This is a genomic window from Corynebacterium silvaticum (assembly GCF_002162115.2).
Taxonomy (GTDB): domain Bacteria; phylum Actinomycetota; class Actinomycetes; order Mycobacteriales; family Mycobacteriaceae; genus Corynebacterium; species Corynebacterium silvaticum.
Genome location: NZ_CP021417.2, coordinates 2,183,363 through 2,200,488, shown reverse-complemented (window position 1 = coordinate 2,200,488; position 17,126 = coordinate 2,183,363). Strand labels below are relative to the sequence as shown.

Below are 17,126 nucleotides of genomic sequence, written 5' to 3'. Positions count from 1 at the left end.
AAAATGTCGTTTTTGAGAACGCTAAAAAACGCCACCTGGGGTTTTTATGCCGCGCGGTTGCTAGCGTTCTCAAAAACGACAAAAAACATCGGGAGGCGTTGTCCTTCACGCAGAAAACCCGCAGGCAATGACCGATATTTCCTGCGGGTTACCTCGTTAAGGCTATTTCCCGTATGTCAGTAGGAAAGAGGCTTCCGCGACTGCAATATCGCGGATTTCGTTGGGGTCTACGGATTCATTGGGGGAGTGGATCGTGGATTGTGGCTCTTCTACGCCAAAAAGTGCCAGCTCTGCGTGCGGCATGATCCCTAGGAGCTCAGAGCATAGTGGGATGGAGCCACCCGAGCCGATATGCACGGTGTCTTCTTTGCCGTAGGCGTTGGCTAGGCAAGCGTTGAAGTGGGACATTGCCGGGCCGTCGATTTTGGCTTCAAATGGTTCATTCGCGTCGTCGTAGCTGGCTTCAATATGTGCGCCCCACGGAACATGGGCTTTGAGGTGTGCGATAAGGGCTTCTGCAACGTCGGTGGCTTTGAGTCCTGGTGGTACGCGGAGGTTGAGTCGTGCGCTGGCCACGGGTGGGACCGCGTTGACTGCTTTGTCTACCGGGGTGGAGGTGAAGCCTGTGATGGAGATTGCCGGGCGTGCCCAGACCATGTCTGCAGGGTTATCTTCGTCGGTTCCCATGATCTGGGTGCCGTCAAGCATGGTGGAATCAGCGCGGAAACTTTCGCGGTCGTAGGTTCCTCCTGGCCATCGTGTGGAGCAATCTACGCCGTCTATGACGGTGCGTCCATGCTCGTCCTTGAGGGAGTCCAGCAGTCGGATAAGTGCTGCGGCTGCGTCGGGGGCGGCACCTCCGAAACTGCCGGAATGGACTGCTGCGTTCAAGGTTTTGAGCGTAACCGTGATTTGTGCGCCGCCACGAAGGGTGGTAGTGAGCGTCGGCACGCCTACTTCCTGGTTGCCGGAATCTGCGATGAGAATGACATCGGATTGGAAGAGCTCGGGTTGGGAGTGGATAAGCGAGCTGAGTTCCGCGCCGCCTTGTTCCTCTGAGCCTTCTACGAGGAATGTGATGCCTAGGTCGGTGCCACCGAGTTCTTGTATCGCGCGCAGCACGGCGAGGTGCATCACGAGGTTGCCTTTGCAGTCGGCGGCGCCGCGGGCGTACCAGCGTCCGTTGCGTTCGGTAAGCGTAAAGGCGTCGCTGATCCAGTCGGCGGGGTCGCCGGCGGGCACGACGTCATAGTGCGAATACAGCAGCACGGTCGGGGCGTCTCCGACGGCTTTCTTGGTGCCCAACACGGTGGTGGCTCCGCCGTCGTAGGGGTATTCGGTTACCTCTAGCCCGGCTTTGGTCAGCGCATTCACGACCCATGCACATGCGGCGGCATGGTCGTCGGCGCATTCTGGGGTGGAGTGTACAGAGTTGTAGGACGTGATCTCGCTGAGATCCTTGAATATGGCGTCCCTTTGCTTCTCGACGAGCGGACGTACCTTATTAACGATGTCTGCAATCATGGTGCCTAGTGTAGAACGATCTTGCACTCGCATGGGGAGACTGCTAAAACGGTTGTTAGCACTTTGATCATTAGAGTGCTAGATAAATCGAAACTTTCGAGACATATCAGCGGGTGAGGTTGGTTTACACTCGGCCCACCGTGCCGTCGCGGGCGCCTGCTGGAACGTCGAGACGTGAGTGTCGTCCTATATATAAGGAGCACAGACTTTCATGGCAAAGATCATTGCCTTTGATGAGGAAGCACGCCGGGGCCTTGAAAAGGGCCTGAATACCTTGGCTGATGCAGTTAAGGTCACGCTCGGACCTAAGGGTCGTAACGTTGTTCTAGAGAAGAGCTGGGGCGCCCCGACCATCACCAACGACGGCGTCTCTATCGCTCGCGAAATTGAGCTTGAGGACCCGTACGAGAAGATCGGCGCTGAGCTGGTCAAGGAAGTCGCTAAGAAGACTGACGACGTCGCTGGCGACGGCACCACCACCGCTACCGTTCTGGCTCAGGCACTTGTCCGCGAGGGCCTGCGCAACGTCGCTGCGGGCTCCAACCCAATGGGCATCAAGCGCGGCATCGAGCAGGCTGTGGCTAAGGTGACCGAAAACCTTCTGCAGAACGCTAAAGAAGTAGAGACCGAGGAGCAGATCGCTGCGACCGCTGGTATCTCTGCTGCTGATCCGGCAATCGGCGCTCAGATCGCCAAGGCCATGTACGCAGTGGGCAACGGAACCCTGAACAAGGAATCCGTCATCACCGTCGAGGAATCCAACACCTTTGGTGTTGACCTTGAGGTCACTGAGGGTATGCGCTTTGATAAGGGCTACATCTCGGGCTACTTTGCTACCGACATGGAGCGCCTTGAGGCAGTCCTGGAAGACCCCTACATCCTCCTGGTTTCCGGCAAGATCTCCAACATCAAGGATCTTTTGCCGCTGCTGGAAAAGGTCATGCAGGCCGGCAAGCCGCTGCTGATTATCGCCGAAGACGTTGAGGGCGAAGCACTCTCCACTCTGGTTGTGAACAAGATCCGTGGCACCTTCAAGTCTGTTGCTGTGAAAGCACCGGGCTTTGGTGATCGTCGTAAAGCACAGCTGCAGGATATGGCGATCCTTACCGGCGGACAGGTCATCTCTGAAGAAGTCGGCCTTTCCCTGGAGACCGCTGACATTCCGCTGCTGGGCCGCGCACGCAAGGTCGTGGTGACAAAGGACGAGACCACCATCGTTGAGGGCGCAGGATCGCCTGAGCAGATCGAGGGGCGCGTAAACCAGATCCGCGCTGAGATTGAAAACTCGGATTCTGAGTACGACAGCGAGAAGCTGCAGGAGCGCCTTGCAAAGCTCGCCGGCGGCGTTGCCGTGATCAAGGTTGGCGCAGCTACCGAGGTTGAGCTCACCGAGCGTAAGCACCGCATTGAAGACGCAGTGCGCAATGCTAAGGCAGCTGTTGAAGAAGGCATCGTTGCCGGCGGCGGCGTTGCTTTGCTGCAGGCTGCACACGTTCTCGACGGCGATCTGGACCTCACCGGTGACGAGGCTACCGGCGTGAAGATCGTCCGCGAGGCACTGTCTGCGCCGCTGAAGCAGATCGCTCTCAACGCTGGCCTAGAGCCCGGCGTTGTAGCTAACAACGTTTCCAACCTCCCTGCAGGCGAAGGCCTCAACGCAGCTACCGGAGAGTACGTTGACCTGATGGCTGCTGGCATCAATGACCCGGTGAAGGTCACCCGCTCTGCACTGCAGAACGCTGCGTCCATCGCAGCTCTGTTCCTCACCACCGAGGCTGTTGTTGCCGACAAGCCGGAGCCTGCTGCTCCTGCAATGCCTGGCGCTGACGAGATGGGTGGGATGGGCTTCTAATATAGCCTGAACGTTTTTAGAACCCGGGTCCTCAATGGAGGGCTCGGGTTCCCCCATTTTTGGGGTAAAAAAGGCCTAGTGTTTCATTTTTGCAATGTTGCGTAGATCAAGTTTTTGTATTGGGTACGAAAGTCGATTTGTCACCTAGCGCACACCAATAGGGAAATATTTACCGGAAACCTTTTTTAAAAATGAAATTAGCGGACTTTAAGACTATTTTTTCTAACTTTTTGCACAGTTCGATGGAACTGTTAGCTAATTCTGTGTTGTATGCCGCAAAAGGCATTGGTGGCCCAGCTTGAATGTGCGCAACTTTGTGACACAATTGCTATCCGAGACGTCTGATGACGTTACTTACTAATTCCTGTCGGTACGAGTACCGACCTCTCTCAGAGGAGATATTTCATGGATATGACGGTTATGGCAGAGCACCTGGGCAAATTCAAGGATGGCATGGAAGCAATTTCCGGCCTGTTCCAGGGTATCCCAACAATTCTGATGAAGCTGGCTACATGGATAGACGGTGGAATGTCCAGCGCTGCGGAAACCACCAAGAAGATCTTTACGGAAGACCAGATCGTTAAGCCTGCACCCTAAGGGTATCTTCCTTAACGCTTAAGACACGTACACAAATCTGAAAGAGGAAAATAATGGAGCACATGAACGACTGGGTTCAGCTTTCCACCACCGGCGTTGTTAAAGAAATCTTGGACTTCATGGTGTCGCTTGCCAAGCTTGGTGGCAACGTTGCATCGATGATCAAGATCTTCAAATAATACTTGACATTTTATAAATACGATTTACTCCCCGTTAGTTGGACTGAAAACCGACTAGCGGGGAGTAAATCTACATAGCTGAAAATTTCCGATGCTTCGATTGCGGCAATGGAGAACGGGTTAGTGGAAAACAAAGCTGCAAGTTTATTGTGTGGCTAGGTGTCGTCGGCAGTTACAAAATTACTATGTGCTGGGGCGAGAGGCGTGGGAAAACAGGGCTTGAATTCGGGGCGGCTTTTAGATTGATTCACTTTTAGCTTTTCATAAAGCATGGGGGGGATTGAAAGTCAATACTTGCTGGCAATTGGTGAAAAATGTACGCAAAAGTCAGAGGGGGAATGGGTGTTTTGCATGTAAAACGCTCAAGTGCCAGTTCAGTGTCTAGGCAGTTTATGGAAAAAGCCCCTAGATAGGGGTATTTCTTGAAGAAGTTTACTTAGGTTTGATTTACTCCTATGTGGGGCTGGTTTGGATTGTCTGGGCTATAGCCTTATAGGACTTCCCCTATCTTCACCTAGGCAAACGTTATCTTTGCTGGTTTGATGGAAGTGTTACATAAGCGAAATTGCCGCTTGAGCTGCGATTAAAAACTTTCTAAGGGTTTGTGACTTTGCTAGCGCCACCCATACTTCGGTGTTATCGTTCATAATGAGCCATCAGAGGCTAGTGTTGCAGCCAAGTCTCGGTGGGAAAGTTTTCCACCCCGGATTCCCTCCGGGATTACTTTTAGGAGTACATATGTCTTCTGAATTGATTTCTCTCTCTTCGGATATTTTTAAAACTTTCAAGGGCTTCGACTTTGAAAATGTCGCTAAGGCAGTGAAGGCTGTTGTAGAGACCGCTCTTGAGTGGGCTCGCCTGAACCCAATCGACAAAGTTTTCAAGTAAACAGCAGATCGTTAAAGTACTAAATTCTTCTTATCCTGGTAGGAGCTAATAATGGATATTGTTCAAATGGCTAACGATTTCGTACTCGGCCTGCAGCGTCTCGGTGATTTCTTCAAGGGCTATGATGCACTTGTGAACCTTGGCAAGTTTGTTGTTAATGGCCAATTCGCAGATAAACTCGATGTATGGACCGGCCAGCTTTCCGGTGCATTCTCTTCTTCTAGCCAGAGCTAATTAAAGCTTCTACGCTAATAAAAATCCCGTTGGTTGGCCTGGAAAGGTCTGACTGGCGGGATTTTTATGTGTGTTGGTCGTTCTTGTTTGTTTCCTTGAAGCTGATGGTGTGTTGTTTCAACTGCTAATTATTCAAGAATCTGAATGATTATTTATCCCTATAGCCGGGTTTCTGAGATGGAGGAGCGGTATCATGATGAGTATGAATGCATCAGAGAAAGAGCTGCCAACCATAGACCTTGCGGCAATCGAGGGCTATATAGTTGATGACTCTGATGAAGATGATCCCATTCTTTTGGCCCCGGATGGCAGTCCAGTGGACACATGGAAAGAATCTTATCCTTACCCTGAACGTATGTCGCGGGAAGAATACGAGCATACGAAGCGTGCCCTGCAGATTGAGCTATTGAAGTGGCAGAATTGGACAAAGGATACTGGGCAGCGCCATATTATCTTGTTTGAAGGCCGTGATGCCGCAGGTAAGGGTGGCACTATTAAGCGTTTTAATGAGCACCTTAACCCTCGCGGGGCGAGGACAGTAGCGTTAGAAAAACCCTCGCCACGAGAATCCACTTCATGGTACTTCCAACGTTATATTGAGCATTTCCCGTGTGCCGGTGAAATCGTTTTCTTTGATCGCTCATGGTACAACCGCTCAGGCGTAGAACGTGTTATGGGTTTTTGTACCGAATCGCAGCATGCGGAGTTTCTTAGAGAAGTGCCGATGCTAGAAAATATGATTTTGGGTTCCGGTATAGCGCTTACAAAATTTTGGTTCTCGGTAACTCAGAAAGAACAGAGGACACGGTTCGCGATTAGGCAGGTTGATCCTGTGCGGCAGTGGAAGCTTTCTCCTATGGATCTTGCTTCTTTGGATAAATGGGATGACTATACGCGAGCTAAAGAAGAACAGTTCCGGTACACGGATACAGATGAATCCCCTTGGATTGCGATTCGTTCAAATGATAAGAAACGTGCTCGCATCAACGCGATGAGATACATCTTGAGCAAGTTTGAATATACAAACAAAGACCACAGCGTTGTGGGGCTTCCTGACCCGAATATTGTCATGCGAGGGAGGGACCGAATAGGGGATTAGTGGATTTTAATTTTTAGATCCGTAACCCGATTTAGAAAATTAAGAGGAAGGCTAGGGGATGCTGCGGTTGAAGATATACAGCGATAAAAATTCTAAAAGAAAGTGTGACCTTGCGCATTAGCATGCAAGGTCACACTTTAGCCTGAACCTCTATGATGAAGCGAGGAAGCGGCTAAAAGCGTTAAAGATTCCTTTGATCGCTATCCATCCGTTGTGAAAGTAAGCCTTTGGGGCAGAGGAAAGAGCTTCGAAATTTAATATGTTGAAGAAAAAATCGTAGATGACATTAGGCATAGATATTCCTTTTTGTTGGGAAGCCTGGGAAAGCTCTGGCTTTAGTGACTTATCTGATCATTATACTGATAAAAATTTAGTAAATGCACATTTTTAAGAATTTTTTATTGGGTAGAAGGATTGCGATGGCGGCTGTATAGCGATGAATATGTATAAAAGAGGATGTGCCCTGCAGATTAATCTGCAGGGCACATCCTCTTAATATTGTCTATTCCTATTAGGAAGAGATGCCGTCCTTGACTGCGTCAAAGATGTCTACGAAGGAGTCCCAAGCACCGAGGAAGTAGTCCTTTGGCTGCGAGGAGAGGAAGTCGAGATCGAGGATGTCAGAGAAGAAGTTGTAAATAGCGGTGAACATGAGTTGTTCCTTTCGGTTGAGGATTCTGCAGAAAAGCTGTGAACTTTCCCATTGTCTAATGGGTGCTTACCGAATCGGCTGGAAAGGAAACCTTTATTAAGGCCGAAGTCTCGCGGGCAGGCGCGGTGAGGGGGGCTTCTAAAATTAAATAAAGTGATAGCTTCCTATCACTTTATTTAGCTCACCTCTACTTGGAGGAGAGGGTGTCCTTGAAATCGAGGAAATAGTCTTCCATTACCGAGAAGATCTGCTTGAAAGCTCCCCAGGCGTCTGAGAAGTAGTACCCGGGTTCGGAGGAGAGGAAGTCGAGGTCGAAGACGTTGGCCAGGAATTCATGGATGGCGCTGAACATAAAGCATTCCTTTCAGTCGAGGGGCTACAAGGAAGAGTCATGGACTTTTCCCTGTTCAACAGGCAACTTTACCGATCTTTTTGGTGCTGGTGGCCGCTCCTGGAATTTTTTGGCAAAAGTTTAGGAAAAACCTCTATCGTATGCTGAAAATATCGCGGGTGGCAACCATAAAGGAGTAAAGTCACTCTAATAATAAAAGGTGCAATTTCCACCCGAAAGAGGGGAATTCTGCACCCTTTTTAAGGCAATTATAATGAGGGTTATTACATTTGCCCTGTTGGGTGAAGGTATAGGCAGGGAAATGGGTACCCCTAACTCGTTTGAAACGTCACTGGATGTGGCGCTTTAGGCCTTACATGGTGAGTATCGGATGGCTCGTTGGCACCGTTACGCAAAGTTGCAAAAAATTTGGTGACGTGTGAACAAAACCCGGTTTAGCTGGGGTTCCATGGTTCAATTGGATTTCCCTGCCAACGGGTGTGAGATGGAACTTGGTCACCGCGCATGACGAGTGAGCCAGGGCCGATGGTGGTGGCGTCGGCAAGCTTGGAAGCCGGAAGCGCGACAGAATGTGCCGCTAGGGTCGCCCCCGGTGCGATGGTGACGTCGCCTAGGCTCATCACGCGATCTTGGAAGAGGTGGGTCTGTACCACCACACCAGGGCCGACCGTAGCCCCAGTGCCGATCTGGCAGAGGTCTGTTTCAGGCAGCCAGTACGTCTCAATCCACGCGCCTTTGCCTATTTTCGCGCCAAGAAGGCGTAACCCGATATTGAGGGATCCAGTGCCGAGCGTGTGGTTAAAGAACCAGGGGGCGGCGACCACCTCCACAAAGGTGTCTTGCAGCTCGTTGAGCCATACAAACCAACTCCACAAGGGGTGGTCTCCTGCGCGGTGGCGTCCAACACACAGCCACTTCATGGTGACCGTGATCAGTAGCGCAAGGGCACCGGCGGCTATAAGAACCACGCCGCCGAGCAGGATCGTCACCCCAAGCCCTAGATTGAGCAGCAACACCTGCAGAGTGGCTAGCACCGCGGTGGCAAGAACACCGCTAGTGATGGGGGCGAGCAATCGGAGGGTTTCTATAGCACCGCGGAGAATCCGCATCCGGAGACGTGGCCTATAGGTGCTGCTTTCCGACGCATCGGTGGTCACGGTGACGCGGCGCATGCGTTCTGGCGGCGAGCCCCACCAATTAGACCCGGCTTTGGACTTCTTTGGGGTGGAGGAGAGCACCGCTACGAGAGAATTTTTGGCCAGTTTGCGTTGTGGTCCAGCGATGCCAGAGTTTCCCACAAAAGAGCGCTTGCCGATCTTGGTTGCCCCGGCGAGCATCCAACCTCCGCCGAGTTCGTAGCCGCCGACGAGGGTGTCGTCGGCAAGGAAAGAGCCGTCGCGAATAGTGACAAATGCTGGCACCATCACAGAGGTGGAGATTTCTACGTCTTTGCCTACCGTTGCGCCGAGGCTGCGGAACCACAAAGGGGTGAGCTGTGCGGCATAGAGCGGGAAAAGATATGTGCGAGCATCGTCCATGAGGCGTTGGATAAACCACACCCGCCAACCCGTAGCAGAGCGCACTGGAGCAACACCTGGGGTGAGCCGCAGGCTCAGTAGTCGGATGAGCGCCCAAATACACACGCCGTAAGCAGCAAAAGCTATGAGAGTCCCTGCGGGGGCGGCAGCTAGCATGCCCAGGAAAGGATGAATGTCGATGGCCTGGACAAAAGCGATCATACTGGCGCCGCCCATAGCCACTGCGCACAAAGGGAGAAGCGCGAGGAACAGTGAGGAGAGGCCGTACCCAAGAACCCACTGGGGGCGTCGAGGTGGAGGCGTATCCGGGAAGCGGTGCTTGGAACGCCCCACTTTTTGTGCCGGCGACCCAGACCACCGGGCGTTGGCTTTGACAGGTGTGCTTCCGGTGACTGTGGAGCCGGCTTCCACATGTGCGTTATCGCCTATGACTGTCCCCGGCATGAGTACTGAGCGGGCACCGATGCGGGCGTTCTTCCCCACATGGATTGTGCCTATATGAATATGTCGGGCATCTACCCAATAGCCTGATAAATCTACTTCCGGCTCCACTGAGCAGTGATCTTCCAAGTTAAGAAGCCCCGTGACCGGCGGGATTGTGTGCAGATTCACGCCGTCTCCTACTCGTGCGCCGAGCGCACGCGCATAGTAATTCATCCAGGTGGCATCCGCAATAGATCGGTACCCGGAGGCGTTAGCAATGCGTTCTGCTGCCCAGACTCGTAGGTATATTCGCCCGGCGCGTGGATAGGATCCCGGCGCGATGCCCTTAGTCAGAAGTCGCGCGGCATAACCGCCAACCACCAATCTGCCCAGGGGAGTGACAAAGATAAGGAGAGCAGTGACTATCAACCATGGGGTATGTCGTGCCCAGCTGATGCCGGCGCTGGCCGCTATGTTGTTGATGAGTGCTAGGGCAGCTACCCATTGCAGGGAGCTCAGTGTTACTGCCACTAATTGAACGAACCCCTGGATAACGCGGGCTTGAGCGGAGACTGGCTGCGCGGGGGCTTCTTGAGCAGAAGGAGCGACGTGGATGCTCTCTACGTGCTCGGCAAGTGCGCCGAGGCGTGGGTGGTCATAAAGGTCGCGTACGGCGATGGTGGGAACCCGTTCGCGGATGCGTCCTATCAGTGTGGCGGCGGCCAGGGAGGTTCCTCCCAGGGAGAAAAATCTGCGTCAGCGTCGGAAATATCCATTCCCAGCACGTCCACCCAGAGTTCGGCCAACCACTGTTCGGTGTCGCTGAGGTCCACTGCTGTGACGTCGGTATGGATTGGCCAGGGCAGTGCGCGTTTATCTACTTTTCCGGAGGTCGTGGTGGGAAGCTCCGCAAGTACACAGAGTCGCGGGACAAGTGCCGCCGGCATTGAGTTGCTGAGAATGGTCCGGGCCTGGTCGTGATCGAATTCTAGGGACTCATCGGTGAGCGAAAGATAGCCGACCAAAACGCTGTCTCCTGCGCCGGTCTTTTGTACAACCACCGTGGATTGGCGCACGTTGGGAAGGGCAGCTAGGTGTGCATCGACTTCGCCGAGTTCAATGCGGCGTCCCCCGATCTTCACCTGGTCGTCGACACGCCCAACAAAAAGTAGGCCGTCTTCCGTGAGCTTGACGTGATCGCCGGAACGATAAGCGCGCGACCACCCTAGCTCCGGGGCGTATTTTTCCGCGTCCTTCTGGGGATCCAGATACCACGCCAGGCCCACCCCTCCGATAATTAGTTCGCCGACCTCGCCGATTTCTACCGGTTCTCCCTGCTCATCCACCACGGCTAAGTCCCAGCCAGCTAGTGGAAATCCGATCGATACCGGGTGATTCGGCCGCAACAGCGCCGCACAAGCGACCACGGTGGCCTCGGTGGGGCCGTAGGTATTGGTATTCCATACTTCCCGTTCCGGAGCCGATAGCTTCTCGACGAGCTCCGCCGAACAGGCTTCTCCTCCCAAGAGGAGAAGCCTGATGTTGTCGAGCGCCTCCGTAGGCCAGAGCCCCGCCAACGTGGGCACGGTAGAAACGACGGTGATGTCTCGGCGAATGAGCCACGGGCCAAGATCCATCCCGGAGCGCACCAGAGAACGCGGGGCCGGAACCAAACAGGCGCCGTGTGCCCATGCCAGCCACATCTCTTCGCAGGAAGCATCGAATGCAACAGAAAGCCCCGCCAGCACCCGATCCGTCGGGGCCGATGGGGGCATCCTGCAAGAAGAGCTGCGATTCTGCGTCAACAAAGGCGGCGGCGCTGCGGTGGGAGACTGCCACGCCTTTTGGTTTTCCGGTAGAACCAGACGTGAAGATGATCCATGCCGTGTCCTCTAATGCGGGGACGGCTGGCGCAACCGGGGTGCTGTCTTGGTGGGGGTGAAAGCCGTTGTCGTCGTAGAAGCCCTGGATGGCAGCCTCGCTAAAGACAAGTTCTGCGCGTTCGTCGGGGTCATCGGCGTCCACAGGGACATAGGCCGCGCCGGCTGCCAGGATGGACAAAATGGCGATGTAGAGGTCGCTGTGCCCTGATGCCATTCGGACACCAATGCGGCTTCCGGGCCTCACTCCCGCAGCATGGAGTTGGTGGGCACCTGCCTGAACGCGTTCCAGGAGCTCGCGATATGTGATGATGCTGCCGTCGTCGATAGCTGCAGCCTCGGGGAACGCGGTTGCCGTGTGGGTGAAGATGTCGTAAAGCGTTCGTGGAGAAGGGGCCTCGCTAGAGCGGAGGTAAGCAGAAGAGATCAACTAATCCTCGTTTGCAGTGATGATTGCTGCCGCTAGTTTACGTAGGTGTCTGAGTTGTTTTGCCGTCGAATCGTCGAGTGCGGCATCCTCTGCTTGGGTGACAACTTCCGCGAGGTGTGGATGCGCGGATTTGCCAGCCTTAGTGGCTTTGACGATCTGGCGACGACGATCCTGGGGGTCGCGTTCTCTCGTGGTCCAGGATTTGGCCTCTAGGGAGTCGATAAGTCGAACCATGTCGGAGGCATCTATCCCAAGGGCATCGCACAGTGTAGCTTGGGTGGGTACATCGCCAGAAACAAGGCACGTGAGTACCCAATATTCCCGCAGGGTTATTCCTTCATGCGACAGTGCTTCCTCTACGCAGTCGCGTGTGCGGCGGCGCAGATGCTCTAGTTGGAAGGATGGCGATTGGAGAAGTGCAGCGGGAATATCGGCAACCATATAGTTAGGTCTATCACATTCTTAGGGAGTTGGCTGCCCTAACGTGGCTAAACGTTGCTCGGCCCACTCAACTGCGGGGAGGAACGACGATCCCAACACGTGCGCGTGGCCTAAAAGCTTATCCAGTGCGGGCGCTGGATCCTCCCAATATGTCACGTCGGCGCCGCGGGTGCGCCAGCCGTTGACCATGTCGCGGGCTTGTTCCGCCGGGATGATGCCGTCGTGAAGCCCCTGTGCAACAAAGACGGGGACGTCGGGGGCTATGAGCCCGATTTGTTGTTCAGAAATGGCGCGCTGAAAGACCTCGTCGGAGATGAGGCTGGTCAAGCGCTGTCCAGATACGGTGAGGATGCTGGTATCTGGAAGAGGCATAGTAAGAATGCTCTCGGGGAGGCAATCGCGGCTTGTCTGGTCGAGCCAGAGCTGGCCTCGTGCGTTGAGCAGGTTGTTGATGGGCTCGCGCACCTCGGGGTAAATCTCGTACATTCCGGTGATCACATACCCCAGCGCCCCGGTAAGGGCGGTGCCCTCCAAAGAGCTAGAGACGGAGAGGAGGTTGGCGGGAACTCCGCCGGCATAGGCTAAAGCGACGTTCACGTCAGGGGCGTAGGAACGATGCATTTCGGCTGCGGCTGCTGATGCCCCGCCGCCTTGGGAGTAGCCCCATGGAATAAGGGGGGTGTGGCTATGGACATCCGGCAATCCCAGGGCGGTGATGGCTCGCCCCAAATCCAGCAGCGCAGCGCCTTGGGCTTTCCTATTCATATAGGAGTGGTTGCCCGGGGTGCCCAGCCCCTGATAGTCGGTTAAGGCCACGGTCCAGCCGCGGCTCAACAGTGCAGCGGCGGAAAACATCTCATATTCCCCGCCCATGGTGAGCAGCTTGGAAGGGGCACAGGAGTCCCCAGCTCCTTGAGTCCCCGGTGCTAGGAGTGCCACCGGACGGGGGCCGGGGCCATGCCATGGCGCAGTAGGCGTGAGCACGGCTCCGGTTACGGGGGTGGAAAAGCCATTGGGGTGAGTGGACGTGTAGGCGATGCGCTTCATCCGTACCAACATGTCCAAGACCGGCGGGGAGACGTCGCGTTGGCTTAAGACGGTGCCCGGTGCGGTGTTCTCCGCCGGTGGGATGGACGCGTAAAAACCGTCTGGATCGGTGTAAGGAATGACCTGTGCGGTGGCTGGAGTAAAACCTGTACAGAGGGTTGCCATAACGATTGTTACTAGGGTTTTGCGAAATGCGCCCTGAAAGCGAGAGGAAAAGAGCATAGACACGACCACTTCTAGATAGTTTTGCTAGTAAAAGTAATGGATCTTTGAATCCTAGGCGCTAGCAAAGGCTCGCTTTGGAGAGACACGCGGCAAATGTGGGGGTATCGGATTGTTTGAGTGAAAAGCAATGTTCTTCTATCGCGGTTGTCGGGCGTATGTTCTAGCCTATAGGGATACGTGAGACGAATCGCATCGATAGGCAACGTTGCTTAATTCGTAGAAGTGCGTATTTCCGTTACTGTCGCATAATCGAATCGAGGTCATCGTGGCTGAACCACATTTAGGGGAAAGCAGCCCCCTCCTGCCAGCGAGGGAGCCACAAATTGCTGAATCGAAGACGCCCAAGGACAGGACGCACTGGCTCTATATCGCAGTGATTATTGCGGTTGTCGCAGGTATCGCTTTTGGCCTTATCGCCCCAGATATTGCCAAGAGCTTCAAAGTTATTGGCACGATGTTTGTGTTCTTGATCAAGATGATGATCTCGCCGGTGATTTTCTGCACAATCGTGTTGGGCATCGGCTCTGTGCGCGCCGCTGCCTCAGTGGGCAAAGCAGGCGGATTGGCCTTGACGTACTTCATCATCATGTCCACGTTTGCTCTTGCCGTAGGACTGCTGGTGGGCAACCTCATTGAGCCTGGTAGCGGTTTGGATATTGAAGCTACCGCGGGCGAAGGTGCCGCCTTTGCCGATAAAGCCGAACACGGAACAGGACTGGTTGGCTTTATCCAGTCGATCATCCCGGAAACAGCCTTTTCTTCTTTGACCTCAGGGTCTGTGCTGCAAACGCTCTTTGTTGCCTTGCTTGCAGGCTTTGCTGTCCAGGGAATGGGTAAAGCTGGTGAGCCCATCTTGCGCGGCATCGCCCACCTGCAAAAACTGGTGTTCAAGATGCTTACCATGATTCTGTGGGTGGCGCCGATCGGCGCATTCGGCGCTATCGCCGGCGTGGTGGGTGCAACAGGGTTCGAAGCCGTCAAACAGCTCGCGATCTTGATGCTAGCTTTCTACATCACATGCCTGCTGTTCATCTTTGTGGTGCTGGGGGCCATCCTGCGCATCGGCGCCGGGTTCAACATATGGAAGCTCTTGAAGTATCTGGGCCGAGAATTACTGCTCATCGTGGCCACATCATCGTCGGAGTCTGCGCTGCCAAACCTGATGCGCAAGATGGAGCACGTGGGTGTGGACAAATCCACGGTAGGAATCGTGGTCCCCACCGGCTATTCCTTTAACCTCGACGGCACGGCTATTTATCTCACCATGTCCGCCATCTTTATCTCGGATGCAATGAACAAGCCGCTGACTCTTGGGGAACAGATCGGCCTCTTGGTCTTCATGATTATTGCGTCTAAAGGAGCAGCCGGAGTGTCCGGCGCTGGTATCGCCACGCTCGCCGCAGGGTTGCACTCGCATCGCCCGGAGCTTCTCGACGGCGTCGGCGTCATCGTAGGCATCGATCGCTTCATGTCCGAGGCCCGCGCTCTGACCAACTTCAGTGGCAACGCTGTGGCCACGATTCTGGTGGGACGCTGGACTAGCACTCTCGACGTACAACGTGCGCACGACGTGCTCAACGGCAAGATCCCATATGTGGAATCCGCCGACGATAGCGACGTGCACTTGAGCAACCCCACGGTGACTAACCCAGCGCATGCGACGCTACAACCTACCCCGCAGGTAGACCTCACGCATTACCAGAAATAAATAAAGGCTAGGCCCTAGGGCCTAGCCTTTGGTGTTATTCGGTGGGCAGTCCTGCGTCCACCCAGCCGTCGGTGCCTCCGGCAACGTTGATGGCTTTGATGTCGCGGGCCGCGAGGTATTCCACCACGCGAGAGCTACGTCCACCGGACTTGCAAAGCACGTACACGTCTTGTTCTGTGTCTACCTCGTTGAGGCGCACGGTGAATTCGCTCATCGGAATGTTGACCGCGCCTAGCGCATGAACCTCGGCGTACTCGTCAGCCTCGCGGACGTCGATAAGCTGGGCGCCTTGTGGGATATCGCGTACAGATACTTCCATGTTAAGCCTTGAATCGCTCGATAGCTTCGGCATGGATCTTTTCTGCCTCAGCCTTGTCGCCCCAGCCGGAGCCGGTGACTTCCTTGTTTGGCTCAAGATCCTTGTAGTGTACAAAGAAGTGCTCGATCTCGTTGCGCAGGAACTCAGAGACGTCGGTGATGTCCTGAATGTGATCCCAGCGAACGTCGTCGATGACGCAGAGCAACTTGTCGTCGCCGCCTGCCTCATCGGTCATCTTGAACACGCCAACCGGGCGTGCCTTAACGATCACACCGGGGAAGACTGGCTCAGGAAGGATGACTAGAGCATCCAAAGGATCGCCGTCCTCGCCAAGGGTGTGGTCGATGAAGCCGTAGTCCAGCGGATACGCCATGGGGGTGAACAGGTAGCGGTCGAGGTAAACCTTGCCGGTTTCATGATCGACCTCGTACTTGTTACGGGAACCCTTAGGGATCTCGATGGTGACTTCCATGGTCATGCGATGCTCCTTAATAAAATCGGAATACTACCGTACTAGGATAGCGGCAATGAAGAAGTGGTGGATGTCAACAGTGGTAGTAATGGCCGCAGTCATAGCGACGGTGGTGTTCGCTGTTGCTAATGTGCTGGTCCATGATCCGGTACAGGTGGATAAACCCGAACGCGGTATCACCGCCCTGGAACCTAGAGGTGTGGATAATACTGGGTTGAAGGCCACCTTGAGCGCGATGGCGCAAGATAAACGCTTAGGCAACTTTGGGGCGATGATCACAGACATCACCACAGGTGAAGTTGTCCTTTCCCAGAACGCTGAGACCGCCTTAACTCCGGCCTCGGCGACAAAACTACTCACGGCGGCAGCCGCCCTCTACGAGCTCGGCCCGGAGGACCGCATAGTCACAGAGGTGCGGAAGAAAGACCGGACGGTAGTAATCAAAGGCTCCGGGGACGTGTGGCTGACCCACGAGCAGATGGACTCCTTAGCGGCACAGATCGGCACGGGGGTAGATACCGTGCTTGTCGACGTCACCGCGTGGAAAGACAAGCTCCTCCCCGGATGGGACCCCGCCGACGTGGACGCCGGATTCGTAGCTCCCTTGGAACCCGTGATGCTCTATGGAGGACGGCTGGGAGCAACCTCGGGCGATGTTCCTAGGAGCCATCGACCGGCCTTTGACGTAGCAGAAGCCCTGGCCAAGCGCTTGGGTGCGGGAACCGTCGGCTATACAGATTCCGCAGAGGGCGAGGTCGTGGCTCACACTGAGTCGCCGACGCTGCAAAAACGCATCTCCATGATGATGGAAGACTCAGACAACGTGATGGCTGAGGCCATTGGCAGGGAGCTCTCTGCAGAACACCCCGTGGAGGCAACCCTCGACGTGCTTCGGAAAAACGGCGTAGACGTGGGCGGTTCAACGGTCGTGGACAACTCTGGACTGAGCTTGGGCAACCAGATCACCCCGAAGCTGCTGAACCAGGTGGCCGCTGCCTCAGTATTGGCGCTACCAGTAGCCGGCGGAACGGGAACGCTGGAGAACCGGTTTAACAACACACCAGGCGCTGGGTGGGTTCGCGCCAAAACCGGCACGCTGACCGGGGTTTCTGCCCTGGCTGGGGTTGTGCCGTCGAAGAGCGGGCACGTGTATAGCTTTGCCATGATTTCTAATGGCTCCGAGATCAAACAGGCCCGCGCAGCCCTCGACGCTATTGCAAATGCGGTGCGTGAGGCGTAGATGTTCTGGCCACGAAAAAGCCCACG

The 17,126-nt window shown here is 54.8% G+C and carries 14 protein-coding genes and 1 pseudogene; 7 read left to right on the top strand and 8 right to left on the bottom strand.

Features of this window, described 5'->3' with window-relative positions:
* Positions 1 to 162 precede the first annotated feature (162 nt).
* Positions 163 to 1,524 carry a dipeptidase gene (locus tag CBE74_RS22870; protein ID WP_087454944.1) on the bottom strand — a complete coding sequence of 454 codons (1,362 nt, stop codon included), beginning with the start codon at positions 1,522 to 1,524 and terminating at the stop codon, positions 163 to 165.
* A 211-nt stretch (positions 1,525 to 1,735) separates the two neighbouring features.
* Between CBE74_RS22870 and groL the strand changes: the two genes are divergently transcribed.
* The 5 genes from groL to ppk2 all read left to right on the top strand — a co-directional run bounded on the left by groL (position 1,736) and on the right by ppk2 (position 6,373).
* Positions 1,736 to 3,376, top strand: coding sequence for a chaperonin GroEL (gene groL, locus CBE74_RS22865; protein ID WP_087454563.1), 1,641 nt, complete (start codon positions 1,736 to 1,738; stop codon positions 3,374 to 3,376).
* A gap of 405 nt (positions 3,377 to 3,781) precedes the next feature.
* Positions 3,782 to 3,973, top strand: a complete 192-nt coding sequence (locus tag CBE74_RS22860; protein ID WP_087454562.1) for a hypothetical protein — start codon at positions 3,782 to 3,784, stop codon at positions 3,971 to 3,973.
* Between the two features lie 917 nt (positions 3,974 to 4,890).
* On the top strand, positions 4,891 to 5,040 hold the full coding sequence (locus tag CBE74_RS22855; RefSeq protein WP_013912377.1) for a hypothetical protein: 150 nt from the start codon (positions 4,891 to 4,893) through the stop codon (positions 5,038 to 5,040).
* Between the two features lie 51 nt (positions 5,041 to 5,091).
* The gene (locus CBE74_RS22850) at positions 5,092 to 5,274 is read left to right on the top strand and encodes a hypothetical protein (protein WP_013912376.1); all 183 of its coding nucleotides are present in this window, start codon (positions 5,092 to 5,094) and stop codon (positions 5,272 to 5,274) included.
* A 193-nt stretch (positions 5,275 to 5,467) separates the two neighbouring features.
* Entirely contained in the window at positions 5,468 to 6,373 is a 906-nt protein-coding gene (gene ppk2, locus CBE74_RS22845) for a polyphosphate kinase 2 (RefSeq protein WP_087454561.1), read from the top strand.
* Between the two features lie 511 nt (positions 6,374 to 6,884).
* Here the strand turns inward: ppk2 and CBE74_RS22840 are convergent.
* The 5 genes and pseudogenes from CBE74_RS22840 to CBE74_RS22820 all read right to left on the bottom strand — a co-directional run bounded on the left by CBE74_RS22840 (position 6,885) and on the right by CBE74_RS22820 (position 13,358).
* Entirely contained in the window at positions 6,885 to 7,025 is a 141-nt protein-coding gene (locus tag CBE74_RS22840; RefSeq protein WP_166741050.1) for a hypothetical protein, read from the bottom strand.
* A 187-nt stretch (positions 7,026 to 7,212) separates the two neighbouring features.
* On the bottom strand, positions 7,213 to 7,377 hold the full coding sequence (locus tag CBE74_RS22835) for a hypothetical protein (protein WP_166741051.1): 165 nt from the start codon (positions 7,375 to 7,377) through the stop codon (positions 7,213 to 7,215).
* Positions 7,378 to 7,811: 434 nt separating this feature from the next.
* A pseudogene (locus CBE74_RS22830) lies at positions 7,812 to 11,648 on the bottom strand (Pls/PosA family non-ribosomal peptide synthetase).
* The gene (locus tag CBE74_RS22825; RefSeq protein WP_087454560.1) at positions 11,649 to 12,089 is read right to left on the bottom strand and encodes a MarR family winged helix-turn-helix transcriptional regulator; all 441 of its coding nucleotides are present in this window, start codon (positions 12,087 to 12,089) and stop codon (positions 11,649 to 11,651) included.
* 21 nt (positions 12,090 to 12,110) lie between these two features.
* On the bottom strand, positions 12,111 to 13,358 hold the full coding sequence (locus CBE74_RS22820; protein WP_087454943.1) for a lipase family protein: 1,248 nt from the start codon (positions 13,356 to 13,358) through the stop codon (positions 12,111 to 12,113).
* Between the two features lie 268 nt (positions 13,359 to 13,626).
* Between CBE74_RS22820 and CBE74_RS22815 the strand changes: the two genes are divergently transcribed.
* Entirely contained in the window at positions 13,627 to 15,069 is a 1,443-nt protein-coding gene (locus CBE74_RS22815) for a cation:dicarboxylate symporter family transporter (RefSeq protein WP_087454558.1), read from the top strand.
* 34 nt (positions 15,070 to 15,103) lie between these two features.
* Here the strand turns inward: CBE74_RS22815 and CBE74_RS22810 are convergent, their stop codons facing one another.
* Positions 15,104 to 15,388 (bottom strand): rhodanese-like domain-containing protein, encoded by a 285-nt coding sequence (locus tag CBE74_RS22810; protein WP_087454557.1) that lies wholly within the window; start codon positions 15,386 to 15,388, stop codon positions 15,104 to 15,106.
* A gap of 1 nt (position 15,389) precedes the next feature.
* The gene (locus CBE74_RS22805; RefSeq protein WP_013242650.1) at positions 15,390 to 15,866 is read right to left on the bottom strand and encodes an inorganic diphosphatase; all 477 of its coding nucleotides are present in this window, start codon (positions 15,864 to 15,866) and stop codon (positions 15,390 to 15,392) included.
* Positions 15,867 to 15,915: 49 nt separating this feature from the next.
* On the opposite strand from CBE74_RS22805, the gene dacB reads away from it, so the two are divergent.
* A complete protein-coding gene (gene dacB / locus CBE74_RS22800) occupies positions 15,916 to 17,100 on the top strand; it encodes a D-alanyl-D-alanine carboxypeptidase/D-alanyl-D-alanine endopeptidase (protein ID WP_087454556.1) in 1,185 nt (394 codons plus the stop codon).
* Positions 17,101 to 17,126 lie beyond the last annotated feature (26 nt).